Annotated in this window: 20 protein-coding genes; 8 read left to right on the top strand and 12 right to left on the bottom strand. The window is 67.0% G+C overall.

Annotated features, from left to right (window positions below; translation table 11 throughout):
- The first annotated feature begins 54 nt into the window (after positions 1-54).
- Positions 55-1,935, top strand: coding sequence for a heavy metal translocating P-type ATPase (locus tag JOE67_RS04380; protein WP_204974320.1), 1,881 nt, complete (start codon positions 55-57; stop codon positions 1,933-1,935).
- An 11-nt stretch (positions 1,936-1,946) separates the two neighbouring features.
- Positions 1,947-2,636, top strand: a complete 690-nt coding sequence (locus tag JOE67_RS04375; RefSeq protein WP_338041492.1) for a DsbA family protein — start codon at positions 1,947-1,949, stop codon at positions 2,634-2,636.
- A 44-nt stretch (positions 2,637-2,680) separates the two neighbouring features.
- Here the strand turns inward: JOE67_RS04375 and JOE67_RS04370 are convergent, their stop codons facing one another.
- The 6 genes from JOE67_RS04370 to JOE67_RS04345 all read right to left on the bottom strand — a co-directional run bounded on the left by JOE67_RS04370 (position 2,681) and on the right by JOE67_RS04345 (position 6,902).
- The gene (locus JOE67_RS04370) at positions 2,681-3,085 is read right to left on the bottom strand and encodes an arsenate reductase ArsC (protein WP_204974319.1); all 405 of its coding nucleotides are present in this window, start codon (positions 3,083-3,085) and stop codon (positions 2,681-2,683) included.
- Positions 3,086-3,107: 22 nt separating this feature from the next.
- Positions 3,108-4,106, bottom strand: a complete 999-nt coding sequence (locus tag JOE67_RS04365; protein WP_204974318.1) for a metalloregulator ArsR/SmtB family transcription factor — start codon at positions 4,104-4,106, stop codon at positions 3,108-3,110.
- Complete coding sequence (arsB, locus tag JOE67_RS04360; protein WP_204974317.1) at positions 4,103-5,200, bottom strand: ACR3 family arsenite efflux transporter; 1,098 nt, start codon at positions 5,198-5,200, stop codon at positions 4,103-4,105. The genes JOE67_RS04365 and arsB overlap by 4 nt, the downstream gene beginning before the upstream one ends.
- Positions 5,197-5,523 (bottom strand): thioredoxin, encoded by a 327-nt coding sequence (gene trxA / locus JOE67_RS04355; protein ID WP_204974316.1) that lies wholly within the window; start codon positions 5,521-5,523, stop codon positions 5,197-5,199. Before trxA ends, arsB begins: the two co-directional genes overlap by 4 nt.
- On the bottom strand, positions 5,520-6,497 hold the full coding sequence (trxB, locus tag JOE67_RS04350; protein WP_204974315.1) for a thioredoxin-disulfide reductase: 978 nt from the start codon (positions 6,495-6,497) through the stop codon (positions 5,520-5,522). Before trxB ends, trxA begins: the two co-directional genes overlap by 4 nt.
- A gap of 93 nt (positions 6,498-6,590) precedes the next feature.
- Complete coding sequence (locus tag JOE67_RS04345; RefSeq protein ID WP_239527979.1) at positions 6,591-6,902, bottom strand: thioredoxin family protein; 312 nt, start codon at positions 6,900-6,902, stop codon at positions 6,591-6,593.
- A 598-nt stretch (positions 6,903-7,500) separates the two neighbouring features.
- Between JOE67_RS04345 and JOE67_RS04340 the strand changes: the two genes are divergently transcribed.
- Positions 7,501-8,589: a three-Cys-motif partner protein TcmP gene (locus tag JOE67_RS04340; RefSeq protein ID WP_204974314.1), complete on the top strand. Its 1,089-nt coding sequence runs from the start codon at positions 7,501-7,503 to the stop codon at positions 8,587-8,589.
- A 9-nt stretch (positions 8,590-8,598) separates the two neighbouring features.
- Here the strand turns inward: JOE67_RS04340 and JOE67_RS04335 are convergent, their stop codons facing one another.
- On the bottom strand, positions 8,599-9,345 hold the full coding sequence (locus tag JOE67_RS04335; RefSeq protein WP_204974313.1) for a DUF5131 family protein: 747 nt from the start codon (positions 9,343-9,345) through the stop codon (positions 8,599-8,601).
- 51 nt (positions 9,346-9,396) lie between these two features.
- On the opposite strand from JOE67_RS04335, the gene JOE67_RS15850 reads away from it, so the two are divergent.
- On the top strand, positions 9,397-9,729 hold the full coding sequence (locus JOE67_RS15850) for a helix-turn-helix domain-containing protein (RefSeq protein ID WP_420827633.1): 333 nt from the start codon (positions 9,397-9,399) through the stop codon (positions 9,727-9,729).
- A 333-nt stretch (positions 9,730-10,062) separates the two neighbouring features.
- On the opposite strand, the gene JOE67_RS04325 is transcribed toward JOE67_RS15850, so the two are convergent.
- Positions 10,063-10,728 (bottom strand): fasciclin domain-containing protein, encoded by a 666-nt coding sequence (locus JOE67_RS04325; RefSeq protein WP_204974311.1) that lies wholly within the window; start codon positions 10,726-10,728, stop codon positions 10,063-10,065.
- Positions 10,729-10,934: 206 nt separating this feature from the next.
- Between JOE67_RS04325 and sigK the strand changes: the two genes are divergently transcribed.
- The 4 genes from sigK to JOE67_RS04305 all read left to right on the top strand — a co-directional run bounded on the left by sigK (position 10,935) and on the right by JOE67_RS04305 (position 14,254).
- Positions 10,935-11,534, top strand: a complete 600-nt coding sequence (gene sigK, locus JOE67_RS04320; RefSeq protein WP_204974310.1) for an ECF RNA polymerase sigma factor SigK — start codon at positions 10,935-10,937, stop codon at positions 11,532-11,534.
- Entirely contained in the window at positions 11,531-12,394 is an 864-nt protein-coding gene (locus tag JOE67_RS04315) for an anti-sigma factor (protein WP_204974309.1), read from the top strand. Before sigK ends, JOE67_RS04315 begins: the two co-directional genes overlap by 4 nt.
- Positions 12,395-12,423: 29 nt before the next feature.
- Positions 12,424-13,053, top strand: coding sequence for a DNA-directed RNA polymerase subunit beta (locus tag JOE67_RS04310; RefSeq protein WP_204974308.1), 630 nt, complete (start codon positions 12,424-12,426; stop codon positions 13,051-13,053).
- Between the two features lie 319 nt (positions 13,054-13,372).
- On the top strand, positions 13,373-14,254 hold the full coding sequence (locus JOE67_RS04305; protein WP_204974307.1) for an aminodeoxychorismate lyase: 882 nt from the start codon (positions 13,373-13,375) through the stop codon (positions 14,252-14,254).
- Positions 14,255-14,271: 17 nt separating this feature from the next.
- Here the strand turns inward: JOE67_RS04305 and JOE67_RS04300 are convergent, their stop codons facing one another.
- The 4 genes from JOE67_RS04300 to pstC form a co-directional block, all read right to left on the bottom strand.
- Positions 14,272-15,225 carry a type IV toxin-antitoxin system AbiEi family antitoxin domain-containing protein gene (locus tag JOE67_RS04300; RefSeq protein ID WP_204974306.1) on the bottom strand — a complete coding sequence of 318 codons (954 nt, stop codon included), beginning with the start codon at positions 15,223-15,225 and terminating at the stop codon, positions 14,272-14,274.
- A gap of 258 nt (positions 15,226-15,483) precedes the next feature.
- A complete protein-coding gene (gene pstB / locus JOE67_RS04295; protein WP_204974305.1) occupies positions 15,484-16,263 on the bottom strand; it encodes a phosphate ABC transporter ATP-binding protein PstB in 780 nt (259 codons plus the stop codon).
- A 28-nt stretch (positions 16,264-16,291) separates the two neighbouring features.
- On the bottom strand, positions 16,292-17,374 hold the full coding sequence (gene pstA, locus JOE67_RS04290) for a phosphate ABC transporter permease PstA (RefSeq protein ID WP_204974304.1): 1,083 nt from the start codon (positions 17,372-17,374) through the stop codon (positions 16,292-16,294).
- A 1-nt stretch (position 17,375) separates the two neighbouring features.
- Positions 17,376-18,332, bottom strand: coding sequence for a phosphate ABC transporter permease subunit PstC (gene pstC, locus JOE67_RS04285; protein ID WP_204974303.1), 957 nt, complete (start codon positions 18,330-18,332; stop codon positions 17,376-17,378).
- Positions 18,333-18,360: the final 28 nt, after the last annotated feature.

Genomic DNA, 18,360 nt, shown 5'->3' with positions numbered 1-18,360 from the left:
GCGTGCTGCGGTCCGGCACTGACGGCAACTGCAGGCGCCGATCAAGAAAGCGAGGTGCGTCCGCCGTGGTGGCGGGACGTCGCCCTGCTGCCGTCGGCGCTGTCCGGGGTGTTCCTGCTCGCCGGGTTCGCGTTCGAGTGGACGGGCCTGGAGATTCCCGCACTGGTGCTGCCGTGGGCTGCACTGCTGGCCGGCGCGTACACGTTCGTCCCGGGTGCGATCCGCCGCGTGATCCGCGGCCGGCTGGGTGTCGGTCTGCTGATGACAATCGCCGCTGTCGGCGCTGTCTTGCTGGGGCATGTCGGTGAGGCCGCGACGCTGGCGTTCCTTTTCTCCCTGGCCGAGGCGCTGGAGGATCGCGCGATGGACCGCGCGAAGGAGGGCCTGCGCGCATTGCTGTCCCTGATTCCGGACAGTGTGCGCGTCTCGCGGCTCAGTGGCGACATCACGATCCCTGCGGCCGATGTGCGTGAGCTCGACATCCTCGTCGTCGGAGCGGGCGAGCGAGTGGCGACCGACGGTGTCGTCGCCGAGGGGTGCTCCAGCGTGGACACCTCAGCGATCACCGGGGAGTCCATCCCCATCGAGGTGGGGCCCGGCGACCCGGTCGCGGCTGGTTCGGTGAACGGGTCGGCGACGCTGCGGATCGAGGCGACCGCGGACGGTCGCGACAACTCCCTCACGCAGATCGTCTCGCTCGTCGAGCAGGCCCACGCCCGCAAGGGCGACCGAGCGCGACTGGCGGATCGGATCGCACGCCCGCTGGTTCCCGTCGTCCTCATCGCCGCAGCGCTCGTCGCCCTGTTCGGCTTCTTCGTCGGGGACCCGGGGACCTGGATCGAGCGAGCGCTGGTTGTCCTGGTCGCGGCATCCCCGTGCGCGCTCGCGATTGCCGTGCCGGTGACCGTGATCAGCGCCATCGGCTCGGCATCGAAGTTCGGCGTGGTGATCAAGTCCGGGGAGGCGTTCGAACAGCTCGGCACCATCCGCGCCATCGCATTGGACAAGACCGGCACGCTCACCCGCAACGAACCGGCAGTGGTAGACGTCCGACCCGCCGACGGGATCAGTCGCGACGACCTGCTCGCCTGGGCGGCCGCCATCGAGGCGACCAGCACGCATCCCTTGGCCGCCGCGATCACCGCCACATCCCCGAAGACGTTACCCGGGCTCGACGTCGTTGAAGAAGCCGGCCACGGCGTCACCGGCCGCGTCGACGGCAAGCTCATCCGCGTCGGGAACGTGCGCTGGCTCGACCCGGCAGCACTCAGCGGTGCTTCCGACGGGATGGCGGCGGAGGGCATGACCGTGGTCGTCGTCGAAGCCGACGGGACGGTCGCCGGGCTCATCGGCATCCGCGATGAGCTGCGACCGGAGTCGGCCGAGACGGTGCGGATGCTGCACAGTCAGGGCATCGAGACCATCATGCTCACCGGAGACAACGAACGCACCGCCCGTGCCATCGGCGCGCAGGCTGGCATCGATGATGTGCGGTCCGAGCAGCTGCCCGCCGACAAGGCCCGGGCAATCGAATCCCTAACCACCCTCCGCCCGACGGCCATGGTCGGAGACGGCATCAACGACGCCCCAGCACTCGCGACCGCCACGGTGGGGATTGCCATGGGGCTGAAGGGGTCGGCGGCCGCCATCGAGTCCGCCGATGTCGCCTTCACTGGGCACGACCTCCGCCTCATCCCCGGCGCGCTCGCGCACGCGCGCCGTGGCCGGCGCATCATGACCGCGAACATTGCCCTGGCTCTCGCGATCATCATCGGGCTCTTCCCGCTGGCGCTGTTCGGCGTCCTCGGTCTGGCCGGCGTCGTCCTGGTGCACGAGATCGCCGAGGTCGTCGTCATCCTCAACGGCGTCCGCGCAGCCCGACGCCCCGCTGGACTCCGAGAACTAGCGCCGGTAACCGAACCCGTACGTACCTGACCAACCCTGCGGTGACGCTGCCGCCCAAGCTGGAGCCATTCTTCGTGAAGACCCCTGTCAAAGTCACCCTCATCACCAGCGCCGCCGTCATCGCCCTCGTGATCGTTGCCCTGGTCGCGGTCATTCTGACCCGGCCCCCCTGCTCCCGCCCTTTCCGGCTCGTCAGGCACATGCCTGGCGCCCGGAGTGACTCGCACGTCCTGGACGACGCCGGCGCGGATGCTCCGACGCTGGTGGAGTTCCTGGTCTTCGAGTGCGAAGCGTGCGGGGCATTCTACCCGGTGGTCGAACAGATTCGCGCCGACTACGCGGGTGAGATCAACTACGTCGTGCGGTACTTCCCACTGCCCGGGCACTTCAACTCCATGAACGCCGCCCTAGCCGCGGAAGCGGCAGCTCCACAGGGCAAGTTCGAGGAGATGTACGCCCGACTGTTCGAGACCCAGGCTCAGTGGGGCGAGCAGCAGACCTCTCACGCCGAGCTGTTCCGCACCTTTGCCCAGGACCTCGGCCTCGACTTGGATGCGTATGACGAAGCAATTGCAAGCCCCGCAACCAAGGAAAGAGTCGAAGCAGACCTCAACGACGGCCAGCATCTCGATATCAGCGGCACGCCGACCTTCTTCCTCGACGGCAAAAAGCTCGAACTGGCCCAGCTCAGCGACCTCACGGACGCCCTCGACGATGCGGTCGCTCGCTGACCGTATCGAGTGTGCGAGGCGGACGTCAACGGACAGGCTTCGACTCAAATGATTTCGTCGACCAGCCTTTCAATGCGCGTGCGGATCTCGTCACGGATCGGGCGAACAGCCTCGATGCCCTGGCCTGCAGGATCGTCGAGCTTCCAGTCCTCGTAGCGCTTGCCGGGGAAGAACGGGCAGGCATCACCGCAGCCCATGGTGATCACGACGTCGGAGGCCTGCACGGCCTCGGTGGTGAGGATCTTGGGATGTTCGGCAGTGATGTCGATACCCAGTTCCTTCATTGCTTCGACGGCGATGGGGTTGATCTTATCGGCGGGCATCGACCCCGCTGAGCGCACTTCAATGCGGTCGCCGGCGGTGTCGCGGAGGAACCCTGCGGCCATCTGCGAACGGCCGGCGTTGTGGACGCAGACGAAGAGGACGGAGGGCTTGGCTGTGTCGGTCATGAGGGCTCCTATGGAACGGCGGTCAGTGGGTGAGTTCATTGACGAGGGCGCGCACGCGGTCCTCGATGTCGTCGCGGATAGCTTCGACACCTTCCCGGGAGGCGAGGGCGGGGTCGCCGACGGCCCAGTCCTCGTAGCGGACGCCGGGGATGATCGGGCAGACGTCGCCGCAGCCCATCGTGACCACCACGTCGGCGGCGCGGACGGCATCGTCGGTGAGAGGCTTGGGGAACCGGTCGACCGCGATCTCTCCTTCGATCTCGGCGAGGATCGAGCGTACATGGGGGTGGATGACCTCGGCAGGGCTGGATCCGGCTGAACGGGCGATGACGTTGCCGCCGGCGATCTGGTTGACCAGGGCCGCGGCCAACTGCGAACGCCCGGCGTTGGCGACGCAGACGAACAGCACCTGCGGCACCGACGCGTCGCGGTCCCGGGTGAGGTCTGCGAGACGCTGACGAGCGAATCGCTCCGTGAGCGGGACGAGGGCTCCCGTGACTTTCGCTGTGCGGGCGAGTGAGGTGTAGGACTCGCGAACGATGCTCAGCACGGTGTCTGGGGCGAGTTCGGGAACCTCGGCGGCGAGTTCATCGGCGAGGCGGCTAATCCGCGCATCGAAGTCGGGATGTCCGGCGCGGCCTTCGGTGTCGCTGCCCTCGCCAGGCTCCGTCATGGTCGCCGGCGCGAACGAGTCCAGCAGAGCGGTGACGGCGCTGCGGCGGCTGGGGTTGATGCGGTACCAGACCCAGGTCCCGCGGCGCTCGGAGGTGAGGACGCCGACCTCCTTGAGCACTTTGAGGTGGTGCGAGACAGTGGGCTGTGACACGTCTGCGAGCTCGGCAAGGTCGCAGACACAGGACTCACCGCGCGGATCGGAGGCGATGGCGGAGAGCATACGCAGACGCAGCGGATCCGACAGGGCCTTCAAGGTCGCTGCGACCGTGGACGCTGCCTCGTGGCCGATGGCGTGGGTGGCGACGGGGCTGCAGGTGTCGGCGGCGTCCGTGAGCGTGACGTTCATGCGGCGCTCCTCTCGCCTGTGTAGGGGTTGGTATGGAACCAGGCGCGTGCTGCCCAGAGGGAGACGTAGACGAGCCCGACGAGGACGGGGACTTCGATGAGAGGGCCGACGACGCCGGCCAGAGCCTGCCCAGATGCGGCGCCGAAGGTGCCGATAGCGACGGCGATGGCGAGCTCGAAGTTGTTCCCCGCAGCGGTGAAAGCCAGCGTCGTGGAGCGGGCGTAGTTCAGGCCCAGGCTCTTGCCGAGCAGCAGCCCGGCGAACCACATCAGCCCGAAGTAGACCAACAGCGGCAGCGCGATACGTGCGACATCCATCGGGTTAGCCAGGACCGCGTCGCCCTGCAGAGCGAACAGCAGCACGATAGTGAACAGCAGCCCGTAGAGTGCCCATGGGCCGATCACAGGGAGGAACTTCTCCTCGTACCAGGCGCGGCCGCGACGCTTCTCGCCGATCCACCGGGAGGCGAAGCCGGCGACGAGTGGGACGCCGAGGAAGACCAGCACGTTCAGCGCGATCTGCCAGATCGAGATCTCCAGCCCCTGGGCGTCCAAGCCCAGCCAGCCGGGCAGAACGGTGAGGTAGAACCAGCCCAGCAGCGAGAAGGCGATCACCTGGAAGACCGAGTTGATCGCGACGAGCACAGCGGTCGCCTCCCGGTCTCCACAGGCGAGGTCGTTCCAGATGACGACCATGGCGATGCAGCGAGCGAGGCCGACGATGATCAACCCGGTGCGGTACTCGGGCAGATCGGGCAGGAAGATCCACGCGAGCGCGAACATGACCGCCGGGCCTGCGATCCAGTTCAGCACCAGTGAGGAGATCAGGAGCTTCTTGTCGCCGGTGACGGCCGCGACTTTGTCGTAGCGGACCTTCGCGAGCACTGGGTACATCATCACGAGCAGCCCGAGCCCGATGGGCACGGAGATGCCGCCGACCTCGAGACGGTTGAGGAGATCCGACAGTGCGGGGACGAATCGGCCGAGGAGGAGCCCGGCGACCATGGCGAGCCCGATCCACAGCGGCAGCCACTTGTCGAGCGTGGACAGGCGCCGGACGGCGACGGGAGCAGAAGCTACGGTTGCGGTGGTCATGCGAGCATCGCCTCGATCTTCTCGGCGATGACCGGCTTCGGGTGCGCGCCGATGAGGATGTCCGTGCGGGTTCCGTCGCGGTAGAACCCGAGGGTCGGAATCGAGGTGACACCGGCTGCGGTCACGGTCTCGGGATTCTGATCCGCATCCACCTTGACAATCTTCACCCGTCCGTCGTACTCGACAGCGAGCTGATCGAGCACCGGAGCGACCTGGCGGCACGGGCCGCACCAGGTGGCCCAGATGTCGACAACGACGGGGATCTCGGAAGTCAGCACCTCGTCGCGGAACGTGGCGTCGGTGACGGCAGTAAGTGTGCTCATGCGAAGACCTCCTCGGCCTCGGTCAGGGTGGATGGCTCGTTCTCGAGGTGCGACAGGAAGTGCTGCGCGTCCTGGGCGGCGGCACAACCCGTGCCGGCGGCCGTGATCGCCTGCCGGTACGTGTGATCGACGAGATCGCCGGCCGCGAAGACACCAGGGATGTTCGTGCGAGTCGAGGGGTGGTCCACGCGTACGAAGCCGGCGGCGTCGGTGTCGACCATGCCGGTGACGATCTCCGAACGGGGGTCGTGGCCGATGGCGACGAAAAGACCGGTTGCCTGTAGCTCACGTTCGGCACCGGTGACGGTGTCGCGGAGGGTGACAGACTCCAGCTTCTCGGCCCCGTTCAGGCGTGCGACCTGGCTGTTCCAGGCGACTTCGATCTTCGGGTGGTCAAGCACGCGCTGCGCCATGATCTTCGACGCGCGGAACTCGTCGCGGCGGTGCACGACGGTCACCTTCGACGCGAAACGGGTGAGGAACAGGGCCTCCTCCATCGCGGAGTCCCCGCCGCCGACCACGACGACCTCCTGCTCACGGAAGAAAAACCCATCACAGGTGGCGCACCAGGACACCCCGCGGCCGGTGAGCCGCTCCTCATCCGGGAGGCCGAGCTTCCGATACGCGGAGCCCATAGTGAGGATCACCGCATGCGCACGGAACGTCTCGCCCGCGCCGGTCACGATGGTCTTGACCGGGCCGTCGAGGTCGACGCTGACCGCATCGTCGAGCAGGATGCGTGCGCCGAACCGTTCGGCCTGCTGACGCATCGACTCCATCAACTCCGGGCCGTTGACAGGGTCAACGAAACCCGGGAAGTTCTCCACCTCGGTAGTCGTCATCAACGCGCCACCAGTGGTCACCGAGCCGGCGATCACCACCGGGGCGAGGTTCGCCCGAGCCGCGTAGATCGCGGCGGTGAACCCCGCGGGGCCCGACCCGATGATGACCAGCTCAACCTCTTGATTCGACATGCATCTATATTGACATTCTTCAAAGCAACGAGCAAACGGATTCGGGAGTGTTCACCCACCCTTCACCGGAACGCGGGCCGTGGGGGTGACCGCCTAGAGCCGAGAGCGGAGCGCGTCGACGATTTGGTCGACCGTGGGCGCGCCTCTCAGGCCTTCGGGAGTGACGTACACTCGGCAGGCGAGATCGGAGGCACGCCCTTCGGTGGGAAACAGATCAGTGCCGTCGAGCGTGATCGTTGGAGAACCGGCGAACGCGGACCTCGCCGCGTCTTCGGCCGTGAGCAGCAGGCGAGTACTGACAGGGATGTCCGGCCGTCCTAGAGATTCCAGCGCCTCCCGCGTTCTGGCCTCCGCCGTCTCCCAACTAGGGCATTCATCGACGTGCAGGATCTCAACGCTCACCATCCATTCATTGTGCATGCCACCTGCCCGCTGTGGCTGCATCCGATGTGAGAGGAGCTTCCTGTGCAGGGAGACTGAATTCCAATGGAAGCCGCATCTCCCGCGGCTCGACCAGGCTGGCGGGCGCAGAATGTCGAATCCGGTCCGCGAGCCAATTGAGGTCCCCGGCTGTCACCGGCTCCACGGGCTCGAAGTCATCGGCGCCGCCGCGACCCGAGGGTGGCGAGGGGCGAGCTCGGCACCTCCCCAGCGTTACTGGCTCTGGCCAGATCAGACGCGATGCTACGGGCCTGCTGGTGAGCTGGCGAGAGCCGAGAGCGTCGAGGCGGGACCGCACGACTTCACACCGACGATGAGCAGGTACTTCTCGGGCGGCGTGAATCGGTGCGCGCCGGTGGCGCTGACGGAGTTTGAGGAGCGGAAGTTGCAGACGGCAACCGGGGCGATCCCGGTCACCGTCCAGCGGCGCGCTGGGGCCAATTCGCACTTCACGCACGATGCGCGGATCAAGTCACTCTCGTCGCGCCGATGCGTCGCTCCAAGATGCCACCGCTGATCTGTGCCATTCTGCTTCATAGCGACTTCGAGGGGGAGGCCAAGGGTGGCAGTTAAGCGCACGGATCGACAGGCTACAATTTGGCCGCTCGAGCCTCATACGGCCGCGAAGCATGACTTGCTCCGTGCGTACCTTGGAGCCTGGTTTGCAGTTCTCGGGTCCAGAAACTCGAGAGTTATCTTCCTCGACGGTTTTGCTGGTCCGGGAAGGTATGAGTCGGGCGAGGATGGTTCGCCGACTATCGCGCTTCAGGTGCTGCTTGAGCATGGGTACCTGGCAAAAATGAGTGGTACGCAGTTCGTCTTCGTCTTCAATGAGCAAGACGCACAGCGATTCGCCGAGCTCCAGCTGGTGATAGAAGACCTCAAGCGCAACTACCAAGGCCTCCCTAGCAACGTCGCCGTTCACCTGTCGAACCAACCATTCGTCGACCTCGCGGAGGACATGCTTTCAGGTCTCGGCGGACGCGCTATGGCTCCGATCTTCGCCTTTATCGACCCGTTTGGGTACGGAGCGCCAATGGATGTCGTCCGCCGCCTGCTCGCCAGTGACAGAAGCGAACTGTTCATCTACTTCAACACCAACCACATCAAGAGGTTCAGCGGAGCTCGCAAGATCGATCATCACCTCGAGCCCCTTTTCGGCACGGACGAGTATCTTCTCGCTCCATCCTCGGGTCGCGAACAGTTCCTGCACGATCTCTATGCGAGACAACTCCGGGAGGTCGCGCAGTTCCGCTACGTCCGCAGCTTCGCAATGGAGAACTATGGCGGACACACGTCATATCACTTGTATTTCTGCACGAACCACATCGCGGGACTCAAGAAAATGAAGGCAGCCATGTGGAAGGTGGCTCCTAGTGGCGACTATCGGTTCCGTGATCGGACGGCGGGACAGGCGGTTCTCTTTGATGCCGAGCCGGACCTTGAGTTCCTCGCGAACGAGATCACCAAATTCTTCGCAGGCAGAGCTGCATCCGTTGAGGAGGTGAGCGACTTCGTTGCTGAGCACACCAGCTTCACCGACTCGCACTTCAAACGTCCGTTGAAGGCCCTTCAGCACGCGGGTCGAATCTCGGTGCCGAAGCAGAACCGCTTCGGCACGTTCCCTGCGGGAACTATGATCCAGTTCTGACGCGGCTGGTCAGGCGGACTCAGCGGCGGGCATTTCGCTCCACACCCGTCCGTCAAGCGAACGGCCGCCAGCCTTCGGCGTTCGACCACCCCACTGCTTGTGAAAGAACGGCACGCCACTGGTTGCGCATCTGTCTCTGATCTCTCGCACCCAGTCCGGGTCTAGGGGACGCGCGCCTGGCCCGGACTCGCCACCCGTAATGACCCAGCCGATCCCATCGAGGGTGAGGTCAGGCAGGGGACCGATAAGCGGTTCGCAGGAAAGAAAGCGAACGGCCGCGGGCACCTGACGAAGGTGGTCGACGCGGTAGAGGTGCTCGTTGTCTTCCACGCTCACCCCCATCCAAAGGTTCGCCGGCCAATCAAGCTTGTCAGCAACCTTCGGGAGTCGAGATGAACGCTTCGTCAGAACCTGGTAGGTGTGCTGCGGGGTGTCCCTAATGACATCGAACACCCGCCTCACGAAATCCAAGGGCACCTTCGCGTGGAACAAGTCGCTCATCGAGTTGACGAACACCGTTCGACGCCCTGTCCACCGGTAGGGCTGAGCGAGAGCTGACTCGTGAAGCGTCAGCCCAAATCCCGGCCCAGAAGTGACAGGATTCCCGTCAGCCTGGTACTTCTCCGCGCCCATCGCTTTCAGCCGTTTTGCGAGGGTCAACGCGTAGCAGTGGTCGCATCCCGGAGTCACCCTGTCGCACCCTGTGGTGGGGTTCCACGTCACCTCGGTCCACTCGATGCCGGTGCGCTTAGCCATGATCGCCTCAATCCTCGTTACGCGATATGCGTTACGTGATATTCATAGTGTATGAAGATTAGGCCGGGAACCGCTGAGCTTCGTGCCGTGTCACGAGTAGCGTTCGGGCAGGCACATCGGCTTGAGCTGATGCTCGCCGTCATGGCTTCTGAGGATGGCTTGTGCACGCTGACGGAGCTTGCGAGGCGCTTGAACGTCACGATGAGCAGCCTGCAACGACCCTTTCAGGCACTCGTAGATCTAGGTCTACTAACAGAGCTGCCTGACACTGGGACGCGGTTTCGCTACTACGCGCGGAATCCGAGCTCCGCTTGGCAGTGGGCCGCCGATCTCTCCGCGACCGTTGGCGCCGCCGTCGTTGACGCAGCAGATCGATCCGCATAGCGCTGACCCGAACGCCCGCCGGCACGTTCGGTCTGGACATGTTCACGCCGAGGGCGAGCGCGGAATTGAGGGCGATTAGGAGCGAGAACGCAGATAACGGACGCTCTGCCAACTGAGCTAGAGGCCCGTGCCTCAATTCTAGAGGCCGCTCGATCCTGGTTCCGACCGCGCATCGCCTGAGACATGAGGAAGCGCCCGTCGACTCTCTTCGACGGGCGCTTCCGGTTAGGAGGGCGGTCCCCACCTTCCTCCCGCGCGTTCCCGATGACGGCTCCTCGCGTCATCCCCGCGCGGCGACCCGGGTCACTCAGCCCCGGTCGCTTTGTTCTCGGATCACTGTGCCGGCGGCATCAGCACCGAGTCGATGAGGTAGACCGTGGCGTTGGCGGTCTGCACGCCACCGCAGATGACGTTGGCGTCATTCACCATCCACTCATCGCCCGAGCCGGTGACCTCGAGCTCGGCGCCCTGCACGGTCTTGTGCATGCCTTCGATGTCGGCCGGCGCGATCTGGCCGGGCACGACGTGGTACGTCAGGATCGACGTCAGCGTGTCGGCGTCGGTCTTCAGGCCCTCGATCGTCGCTGCGTCGATCTTGGCGAAGGCGTCATCGACCGGCGCGAAGACGGTGAACTCGTCGCCGTTGAGCGTGTCGACGAGGTTGACGTCGGGGTTCAACTGACCGCTGACGGCTGCGACGAGCGTCTTCAGCAGCGGGTTGTTCGAGGCGGCCACGGCCACAGGGTCCTGCGACATGCCCTGGATCGAGCCGTCACCGTCCGGCACCTGCTCGGCGTACGCCTCGCAGCCGGGGCCGACGAGGTTCGCGGCCGGATCCATCATCTCGGGCGTCGCCTCTTCGCTCTTCGACGTCTCGGGCGCCTTGGGCTCGGACGACTCCATGTTCGAGTCGCCTCCCATCGAGCAGCCCGACAGGACGAGGGCGCCGACGAACCCGAGCGAGAGAGCGGCGGTGATCTTCTTCTTGGTGCTGAGCATTTCAACCTCCGGGGTTCCTGGCCGCGGACCTCCCGCGGCGTCGACGGTTGTTCGGAACCCCTGCGGAATCGGATGGGAACCAATCCGATCCGATTTCCGGAATCGAATCACGGGGGAGAGCTCACCCTGAAGGTCGGGCCGGGCGTGAAGGCTCGTTCACCTTCGGGTGACGGAGTGGCGTGATCCGGTGAGAGGAGGGATGAGGCATGCTTGTCGAGATGGTGATCGATGGCGTCGAGGTGCTCGAGGACGGGTCGTCCGGCGATCTCGCCGCCGACCTCCTCCTCCGTGTCGCCGAGGGCGACCAGCGCGCCTTCGCCGAGCTGTACGACCTGCTCTCCTCGCGCGTCTTCGCGCTGATCCTCAAGGTCGTCGTCAACCGCTCCCAGAGCGAAGAGGTGCTGCAGGAGGTCTTCCTCGAGATCTGGCAATCCGCTTCGCGGTTCGCTCCGAACAGAGGTCAGGGACGATCCTGGGTCTTCACGATCGCACACCGCCGGGCCGTCGATCGGGTGCGCTCGTCGCAGTCGAGCACCGACCGCGACATGCGCGTCGGGGTACGCGACCTCGGCGGAGAACGGGATGTGGTGCAGGAGGCCGTCGAATCGAAGCTGGAGGGGGAGCGGGTCGTCACAGCCCTCGCCGCCCTTCCCGAGGCGCAGCAGGAAGCGCTCATCCTGGCCTACTACGGCGGCTACAGCCAGAGCGAGATCTCGGCACTCACGGGAGTGGCGCTGGGAACGATCAAGACGAGAATGCGGGACGGACTGACGCGGTTGCGCGGAGAGATGGGGGTGTCAGCATGAACGAGCGGGAATTCGCGGAGCTTGCGGCAGGCCGCGCTCTCGGTGCACTGTCGGATGCCGACGAGCGGCGCTTCATCGAGGCGCTCGCCCGGCATCCCGAGTGGCAGGCCATCGCCGATGACGACCACGACACCGTGGCCGACCTCGCCGACAGTCTCACCCCGGTGACACCGCCGCCGGCGCTGCGCGCCGAGCTGCTGAGCCGGATCGCGACGTTGCCGCAGGGCGGCAACGCGGACGATGTTCATCCTGATGCCGAGACGGAGGCGGACGCGGCCGCTGTGGCGGATACTCAGGCTGTGCCGGATGCCGGGGCCGCGCCGGATGCGGATGCTGTGCCGGATGCCCGGGCCGTGCCGGATGCGGATGACCGCGGCCTCGATGCGCCAGAACGGCCGCGTGCGCCGTGGCGACGCCGGCTGTTCGCGCTCGCCGCGGGTCTCGCGCTGGTCGTCGGAGCGGGCGTCGCCACGACGGCCGTCATTTCGCAGCTGCAGCGCCCTGCCTCCGTGGTCGCGCTCGACGAGATCCGCTCCGCGCCCGACGCCGAGCAGGCCGAGGTACGGCTGGACTCCGGCGCGACGGCGACCGCGCACTGGTCGGGAGAGGTCGGAAAGGCCGTGCTCGTAGCATCCGGTCTCGACGACCTCGGTGCCGACAAGAGCTACGAGCTGTGGTTCGTTCGGGGCGACCAGCCGATCGCGGCCGGAGTGTTCGACGCCGACGACGGCAAGGCGACCGCACTGCTCGAGCAGCCCATGCAGGCGGGTGACGTCATCGCCGTCACGATCGAGCAGGCCGGCGGCTCGCCGTCGGGCTCGCCCACCACCGACCCGATCATCGTCATCCCCACGGCCTGAGACCGCCCGTGCGGGCGTACCCTTGACGGATGCCCGAGCAGTTCCATCGTCCCGTCCGCAGGCCGCCCACCGCGTTCGACAACATCGTGGGCGACGCTGATCCCGCCGAGCAGTCGCGTGTCGCACACGCCACGGCATCCGCCCTGCTCGAACGGGCGCGCAGCGACGAATCGGGTGCCGTCACCGAACGGCTGCTCGCTTTCGCATCCGAGCACGGAATCGACGAGATCGCCGAGCTGTGGTCGCACGCGCCGGCCCGTTCGCTGCCCGGTGCGCTGTGGCGCCTGTATCTGCTGCAGATCGCGATCCGCTCTGACGCGCAGCTCACGGCCCTGCTGTACGAACGCGGACGCGTCGAGCTGCACACCGCCGACGCGGCCATCGCCGGCGCGCCTGCACCCGCCGAGCCCGGTGAGCTGGTCGACCTCGTCGATGCCATCCTGCGCGGCGTGTTCCGAGGCGATTTCTCCGTGGCGCTCGAGCGTGCCGCCGCGTACTGCCGGGTGCAGGCATCCGGAGCCACGCACACCGCCGACGACTACGAGCAGACCGAGCCCCAGCGGGCAAGCGAGCTCACCCGCCGCGCTCTTCGCCTTTCGACCTACGCCGAGGACCTGTCCGCCTCCGCCGGGTCCTGGCGCCGCGGCATGCTGGCCTGACGTCCTCTTCCGGTCCTGGTCCGGTCCTGGGAAGCGGGCACCCTTGTCGCCGGGCCGTGTCGGAGTTCTCGGACGGTCCGGTCGCGCGGCGGCGTGCCGTGCATGGACACGCCGTGGCTGGGGCGGGTGGTCTGGCGCTTCCGACGCGGGATGCGGATGGCCAGCGTCGAGCGGGCATGAAAAAAGCCGGACCGCAAGAACGCCTCTCGGCGGAAGGCCGCTCGCAGCGGCGAATATTGGAGCCCGGGGTTATGCGGCCCGGCCGATCAAGTGTAACGCGTCCTCGGCTGGGGTATTCCCGCCGTCCTAAGCTGTGCACATGGCTCAGCGCTTCGCCCTCATGATCGCCCCCGCCGATGTCGCCGACGACCGAGCGGACTTCGGCGGCACCTTCACCGAGATGGATGTCGCTGCGCCCGCGCTCAGCGTGGGTGAGCTCAGCACGCAGCGCGGTGACGGCGTGTTCGAGTCGATCGGCGTGATCGACGGGCACGCGAACGAGGTCGAGGCGCACGTGCAGCGGCTCGCGCACTCGGCGCGGCTGTGCGACCTGCCAGCGCCGAACCTGGCGCAGTGGCGGCAGGCGATCGAGGCCGTCGCCGCGCACGCTCCAGCTGGCGAAGCGGTCATCAAACTGATCCTCAGCCGGGGAGTCGAGCACGGCCCCGCGCCGACGGCCTGGGCGACTGTCGCGGCGGCTCCCGACTTCAGCGCCGCGCGACGCGACGGCGTGAAGGTCGTCACCCTCGACCGCGGCTACGACCTCGGCGTGGCGGAGCGGGCGCCGTGGTTGCTGCTCGGCGCGAAGACTCTGTCGTATGCGGTGAACATGGCTGCGCTGCGCGAGGCGAAGCGACGCGGTGCCGACGACGCGGTCTTCGTCACCCGCGACGGGTACGTGCTCGAGGCGCCAACGGCATCGCTGATCCTCCGCTCGGGCGACGAGTTCCTCACGCCGGCTCCCGGCGGCGGCATCCTGCACGGCACCACCCAGCTCAGCGTCTTCGAGCATCTGGAGAGCCGTGGTTTCACGACGCGCTACGAGACCCTGACGGCGACCGATCTGATCAGAGCTGATGCGGCGTGGCTCGTCTCGAGCATCCGCCTCGCCGCGCCCATCACCGCCGTCGACGGCGCGCCCCTGGCATCCGACCCCGAGCTCACCGCTGAGCTGAACGGGTTCCTGCTCTCCCCACGCTGATTCGTCCGCCGGAAGTCTCAGACCGTGCGCGCGGGCCGCGGCGCGTCGCGCGTCGCCACGCCGCGGTCGGAGCGAATGACCTGGCGATTCCGACGTCGGATGCCCGGCGGGGGCGTCCGCAGGTGAGCGCGCGCCTCGATCTTCGCGATGATGGCCGCCTCGACCCGGCACCAGTCGTGCACGATCAGGGCGTAGTCGAACCGCAGCGTCTCGAAGCCGAGGGCGGCAGCGGCCGCATCCCGCCGCACGTCCTTGTGCCGCTGCTGCTCGCGCTCGTGGTTCTCCCGGCCGTCGCACTCGATCAGCAGTCGATCCCCGATCAGGATGTCGACCTCCCCGACGCCCCGGATGCTGAACTGCGTCCGCACGGAGATCCCGAGCAGGTGAAGGCGCAGCCGCACGAGCGATTCGAGCCCGCTGTCCGCATCCGAGCGGGCGATGTCGAGCATCCACCGCATGCGCACGGGCAGACGCCGCCAGAGCCAGGCGATGCCGCCCGGTGAGATCTTCGACAGCCGCAGCGCCGACTCGTAGGCCGCGAAGAAGGCCTCTTCGCTCTCGCACCGCGACATCTGCAGCAGCACGTTCTGCACGGGAGGCAGTTCGCCGATGACCGCGAGGCCCTCGTCCCAGTGCAGGCGGCATGCCGGAGAACCCGCGGACGCCGCCGCGGCCGCGCATGACCCGTGCGGAGCGCCGCGATCGCCCATCCAGACGTGGTCGGCGGCGCCGTCGAGCACCCAGAGCCCGTGCAGCCGCGCGGCTTCCGCGCATCCGGGAACGCCGCCGTGCGCGGTGGCGTGCCGGAACGCCACAGGAACGTCGGGCAGCGCGTAGATCCCTTGTCGCAGGCGCAGCACCTCACCGGCGCGCACGGCGCGGGTGAGTTCCCGCTCGCGCACGCCGAGCGCCCTGAGGTCCGCGGCGCGGGCAATGGGACCTCGAGTGATCAGTGCGCTGCGTGCGAGCATCCGTCGACGATGCCCGACCCGCCGCCCGCTCGATCACCCTGAACCCGACGGCTGTGCACAATCGCCCGCCTGTCCCGGATGTGCAGTGAGACCAGCCCGTCGGAAACACCGGACCGAATGTGAAAGAACCGGCGTGTCCCCGAGGGACACGCCGGTTCGAGATCGGATGGTCCGAGAACTCCGAGAACTCCGAGAACTCCGACAGCTCCGACCGCGCCAGCCAGCCAGACAACCAGCCCAGCCGAGCCGAGCCCGGGCTTACCCGAAGCGACCCGACACGTAGTCCTCTGTGGCCTGCACCGAGGGCGTGGTGAAGATGGTCGAGGTCTCGTCGAATTCGATCAGCTTGCCCGGCTTGCCCGTGCCGGCGATGTTGAAGAACGCGGTCTTGTCGCTCACTCGCGACGCCTGCTGCATGTTGTGCGTGACGATCACGATCGTGTACTCGTTCTTGAGGTCCTGGATGAGCTCCTCGATCGCGAACGTCGAGATCGGGTCGAGCGCCGAGCAGGGCTCGTCCATCAGCAGCACCTCGGGCGACACGGCGATCGCGCGCGCGATGCACAGACGCTGCTGCTGACCGCCCGAGAGGCCGGACCCGGGCTTGTCGAGGCGGTCCTTGACCTCGTTCCAGAGGTTCGCGCCCATCAGCGACCTCTCGACGAGGGCATCCTGATCGCTCTTCGACATCTTGGCGTTGTTGAGCTTCACGCCCGCCAGCACGTTCTCTTTGATCGACATCGTCGGGAAGGGGTTGGGGCGCTGGAAGACCATTCCGACCTGGCGCCGCACGAGAACGGGGTCGACGCCCGCGCCGTACAGGTCCTTCCCGTCGAGCAGCACCTCGCCCTCGACGCGGGCGCCGGGGATGACCTCGTGCATGCGGTTGAGCGTGCGCAGGAAGGTGGACTTGCCGCAGCCCGACGGTCCGATGAAGGCGGTGACGCTGCGCGGCTGGATCTCGAGGGAGACGCCCTCGACGGCGAGGAAGTCGCCGTAGTAGACGTTGAGGTCGTTGACTTCGATGCTCTTGGACATAGCGGGTTCCTTCGGGTTCGGGTGCGACTCAGCGGCCGGCGGTCTTCGGGGCGAACAGCTTCGCGATCAGACGCGCGAGCAGGTTCAGCAGCATGACGATGAGGATCAGGGTGAGCGCGCCGGCCCAGGCGCGGGCGACCGAGGCATCCGCCGCGGTTCCCTGGTTCATGTAGGAGTTGTAGACGAACACCGGCAGGGTCATCATCTGACTGTTCACGAGGTTCGTGTTGAGGCTGGCGGTGAAGCCGGCGGTGAGCAGCAGCGGGGCGGTCTCGCCGATCACGCGCGAGATGGCCAGCATGACCGAGGTCGTGATGCCGGCGATCGAGGTCGGCAGCACGATCTTCAGGATGGTGAGCCACTTGGGCACGCCCAGCGCGTACGACGCCTCGCGCAGCTCGTTCGGCACGATGCGCAGCAGCTCCTCGCTGCCTCGCACGACGACAGGCACCATCAGCACCGCGAGAGCCAGGGCGCCCATCAGTCCCATCGAGATGCCTGGCCGCACGAGCAGGGCGAAGACGGAGTAGATGAACAGACCGGCGACGATCGACGGGATGCCCGTCATCACGTCGACGAGGAAGGTGATGCCCTTGGCGATGCGACCCCGGCCGTACTCGACCAGGTAGATCGAGGTCATGAGGCCGACGGGCACGGCGATCAGCGTCGCGGTGAGGGTGACGAGCACGGTGCCCCAGATCGCGTGCACGATGCCGCCGCCCTCGCCGACGACGTTGCGCATCGAGTAGCTGAAGAACTCGGCGTCGAAACGGCCGATGCCGTTCGCGACGACCGTCCACAGCAGCGAGATGAGCGGGAGCAGCGCGACGACGAACGCGGCGGTGACGAGCGCGGTCATCAGGCGGTCGACGGCCTTGCGGCGGCTCTCGGCGATCGACGAGACGACCGTGATGAGCACCATGTAGATCAGCACGCCCACGATGACGGCGCCGGCGATGTTGAAGTCGGCCGGGTCGGCGCCGATGGCCGCGAGGGCGAAGACGGTGAATGAGATGGCGAGGGATGCCCCGAGCAGGGCCCACGGGGCCCACGAGGCGAGGCGGCCTGCGGTCAGCGAGGTCGAGGCGGGTGCGGCGGTGAGCGTTGTCATGTCAGTTCGCTCCAGAGAACTCGGCGCGACGGGCCACGATCCAGCGAGCGAGCGCGTTGACCGCGAAGGTCACGACGAACAGCACCAGACCGGTGGCGATGAGGGTGTTCACACCCGTGTCGTGGGCCTCGGGGAAGGCGAGAGCGATGTTCGCGGGGATCGGGGTGGGGTTGGTGGCGGTGAGCACCAGGAAGCTGTAGACGGCGGCGGGGGAGAGCACCATGGTCACGGCCATGGTCTCGCCCAGCGCACGGCCGAGGGCGAGCATGACGGCCGACACCATTCCGCCGCGCGCGAAGGGCAGCACGGCCATGGTGACCATCTCCCAGCGGGTGGCGCCGAGGGCGAGGGCGGCCTCTTCGTGCAGCTTCGGGGTCTGCAGGAAGACCTCGCGGCAGATCGCGGTCATGATCGGGATCACCATGACCGCGAGCACCACGGCGGCGGTCATGATGGTCTTGCCGGTCGACGACACCTGACCGCCGAAGATCGGGAACCAGCCGGCGTTCTCGTTCAGCCAGGCGTAGATGGGCTGAAGCAGGGGCGCGAGCACGAGACCGCCCCAGAGGCCGAAGACGACCGAAGGCACAGCCGCGAGAAGGTCGATGACGTAGCCCAGCACGCCGGCGAGCCGGCGCGGCGCGTAGTGCGAGATGAAGAGCGCGATGCCGATCGCGATCGGCGTCGCCATCAGCAGGGCGAGGAACGACGCCCAGACGGTGCCGAAGGCGAGCGGCCCGACGTACTCCCAGAACGAGCGGCCCTCGAGGATGTGGTTGTCGCTCGTGTCGGGCGCGAACGCCGGCAGGCTCTGGATGATGAGGAAGGCGGCAACCGCGGCGAGCACGACGAGGATGATGATGCCTGCGCCGAGCGCGCTGCCCGAGAACACCCGGTCGCCGAGGCGCTGCTTGGCTTTGATCGGGGCAGGCGGGGCCTGCCTGGTCGTCGTGCTCATGGTCTCCGTTTCGGGTCGAAGTGCGTAT

This window comes from Microbacterium esteraromaticum (assembly GCF_016907315.1).
In the GTDB taxonomy this organism is placed as follows: Bacteria; Actinomycetota; Actinomycetes; order Actinomycetales; family Microbacteriaceae; genus Microbacterium; species Microbacterium esteraromaticum.
Note: the sequence above shows the minus strand (reverse complement) of the source record. Positions and strands in the feature narration are given on the sequence as shown.

Excerpts from the sequence above, each read along its gene's own strand:
- JOE67_RS04370 (WP_204974319.1), bottom strand. The coding sequence starts at position 3,085 with ATGACCGACACAGCCAAGCCCTCCGTCCTCTTCGTCTGCGTCCACAAC.
- JOE67_RS04365 (WP_204974318.1), bottom strand. The coding sequence starts at position 4,106 with ATGAACGTCACGCTCACGGACGCCGCCGACACCTGCAGCCCCGTCGCC.
- arsB (WP_204974317.1), bottom strand. The coding sequence starts at position 5,200 with ATGACCACCGCAACCGTAGCTTCTGCTCCCGTCGCCGTCCGGCGCCTG.
- trxA (WP_204974316.1), bottom strand. The coding sequence starts at position 5,523 with ATGAGCACACTTACTGCCGTCACCGACGCCACGTTCCGCGACGAGGTG.
- trxB (WP_204974315.1), bottom strand. The coding sequence starts at position 6,497 with ATGTCGAATCAAGAGGTTGAGCTGGTCATCATCGGGTCGGGCCCCGCG.
- JOE67_RS04345 (WP_239527979.1), bottom strand. The coding sequence starts at position 6,902 with ATGGTGAGCGTTGAGATCCTGCACGTCGATGAATGCCCTAGTTGGGAG.
- JOE67_RS04335 (WP_204974313.1), bottom strand. The coding sequence starts at position 9,345 with ATGGCTAAGCGCACCGGCATCGAGTGGACCGAGGTGACGTGGAACCCC.
- JOE67_RS15850 (WP_420827633.1), top strand. The coding sequence starts at position 9,397 with ATGAAGATTAGGCCGGGAACCGCTGAGCTTCGTGCCGTGTCACGAGTA.
- JOE67_RS04325 (WP_204974311.1), bottom strand. The coding sequence starts at position 10,728 with ATGCTCAGCACCAAGAAGAAGATCACCGCCGCTCTCTCGCTCGGGTTC.
- sigK (WP_204974310.1), top strand. The coding sequence starts at position 10,935 with ATGCTTGTCGAGATGGTGATCGATGGCGTCGAGGTGCTCGAGGACGGG.
- JOE67_RS04315 (WP_204974309.1), top strand. The coding sequence starts at position 11,531 with ATGAACGAGCGGGAATTCGCGGAGCTTGCGGCAGGCCGCGCTCTCGGT.
- JOE67_RS04310 (WP_204974308.1), top strand. The coding sequence starts at position 12,424 with ATGCCCGAGCAGTTCCATCGTCCCGTCCGCAGGCCGCCCACCGCGTTC.
- JOE67_RS04305 (WP_204974307.1), top strand. The coding sequence starts at position 13,373 with ATGGCTCAGCGCTTCGCCCTCATGATCGCCCCCGCCGATGTCGCCGAC.
- JOE67_RS04300 (WP_204974306.1), bottom strand. The coding sequence starts at position 15,225 with ATGCTCGCACGCAGCGCACTGATCACTCGAGGTCCCATTGCCCGCGCC.
- pstB (WP_204974305.1), bottom strand. The coding sequence starts at position 16,263 with ATGTCCAAGAGCATCGAAGTCAACGACCTCAACGTCTACTACGGCGAC.
- pstA (WP_204974304.1), bottom strand. The coding sequence starts at position 17,374 with ATGACAACGCTCACCGCCGCACCCGCCTCGACCTCGCTGACCGCAGGC.
- pstC (WP_204974303.1), bottom strand. The coding sequence starts at position 18,332 with ATGAGCACGACGACCAGGCAGGCCCCGCCTGCCCCGATCAAAGCCAAG.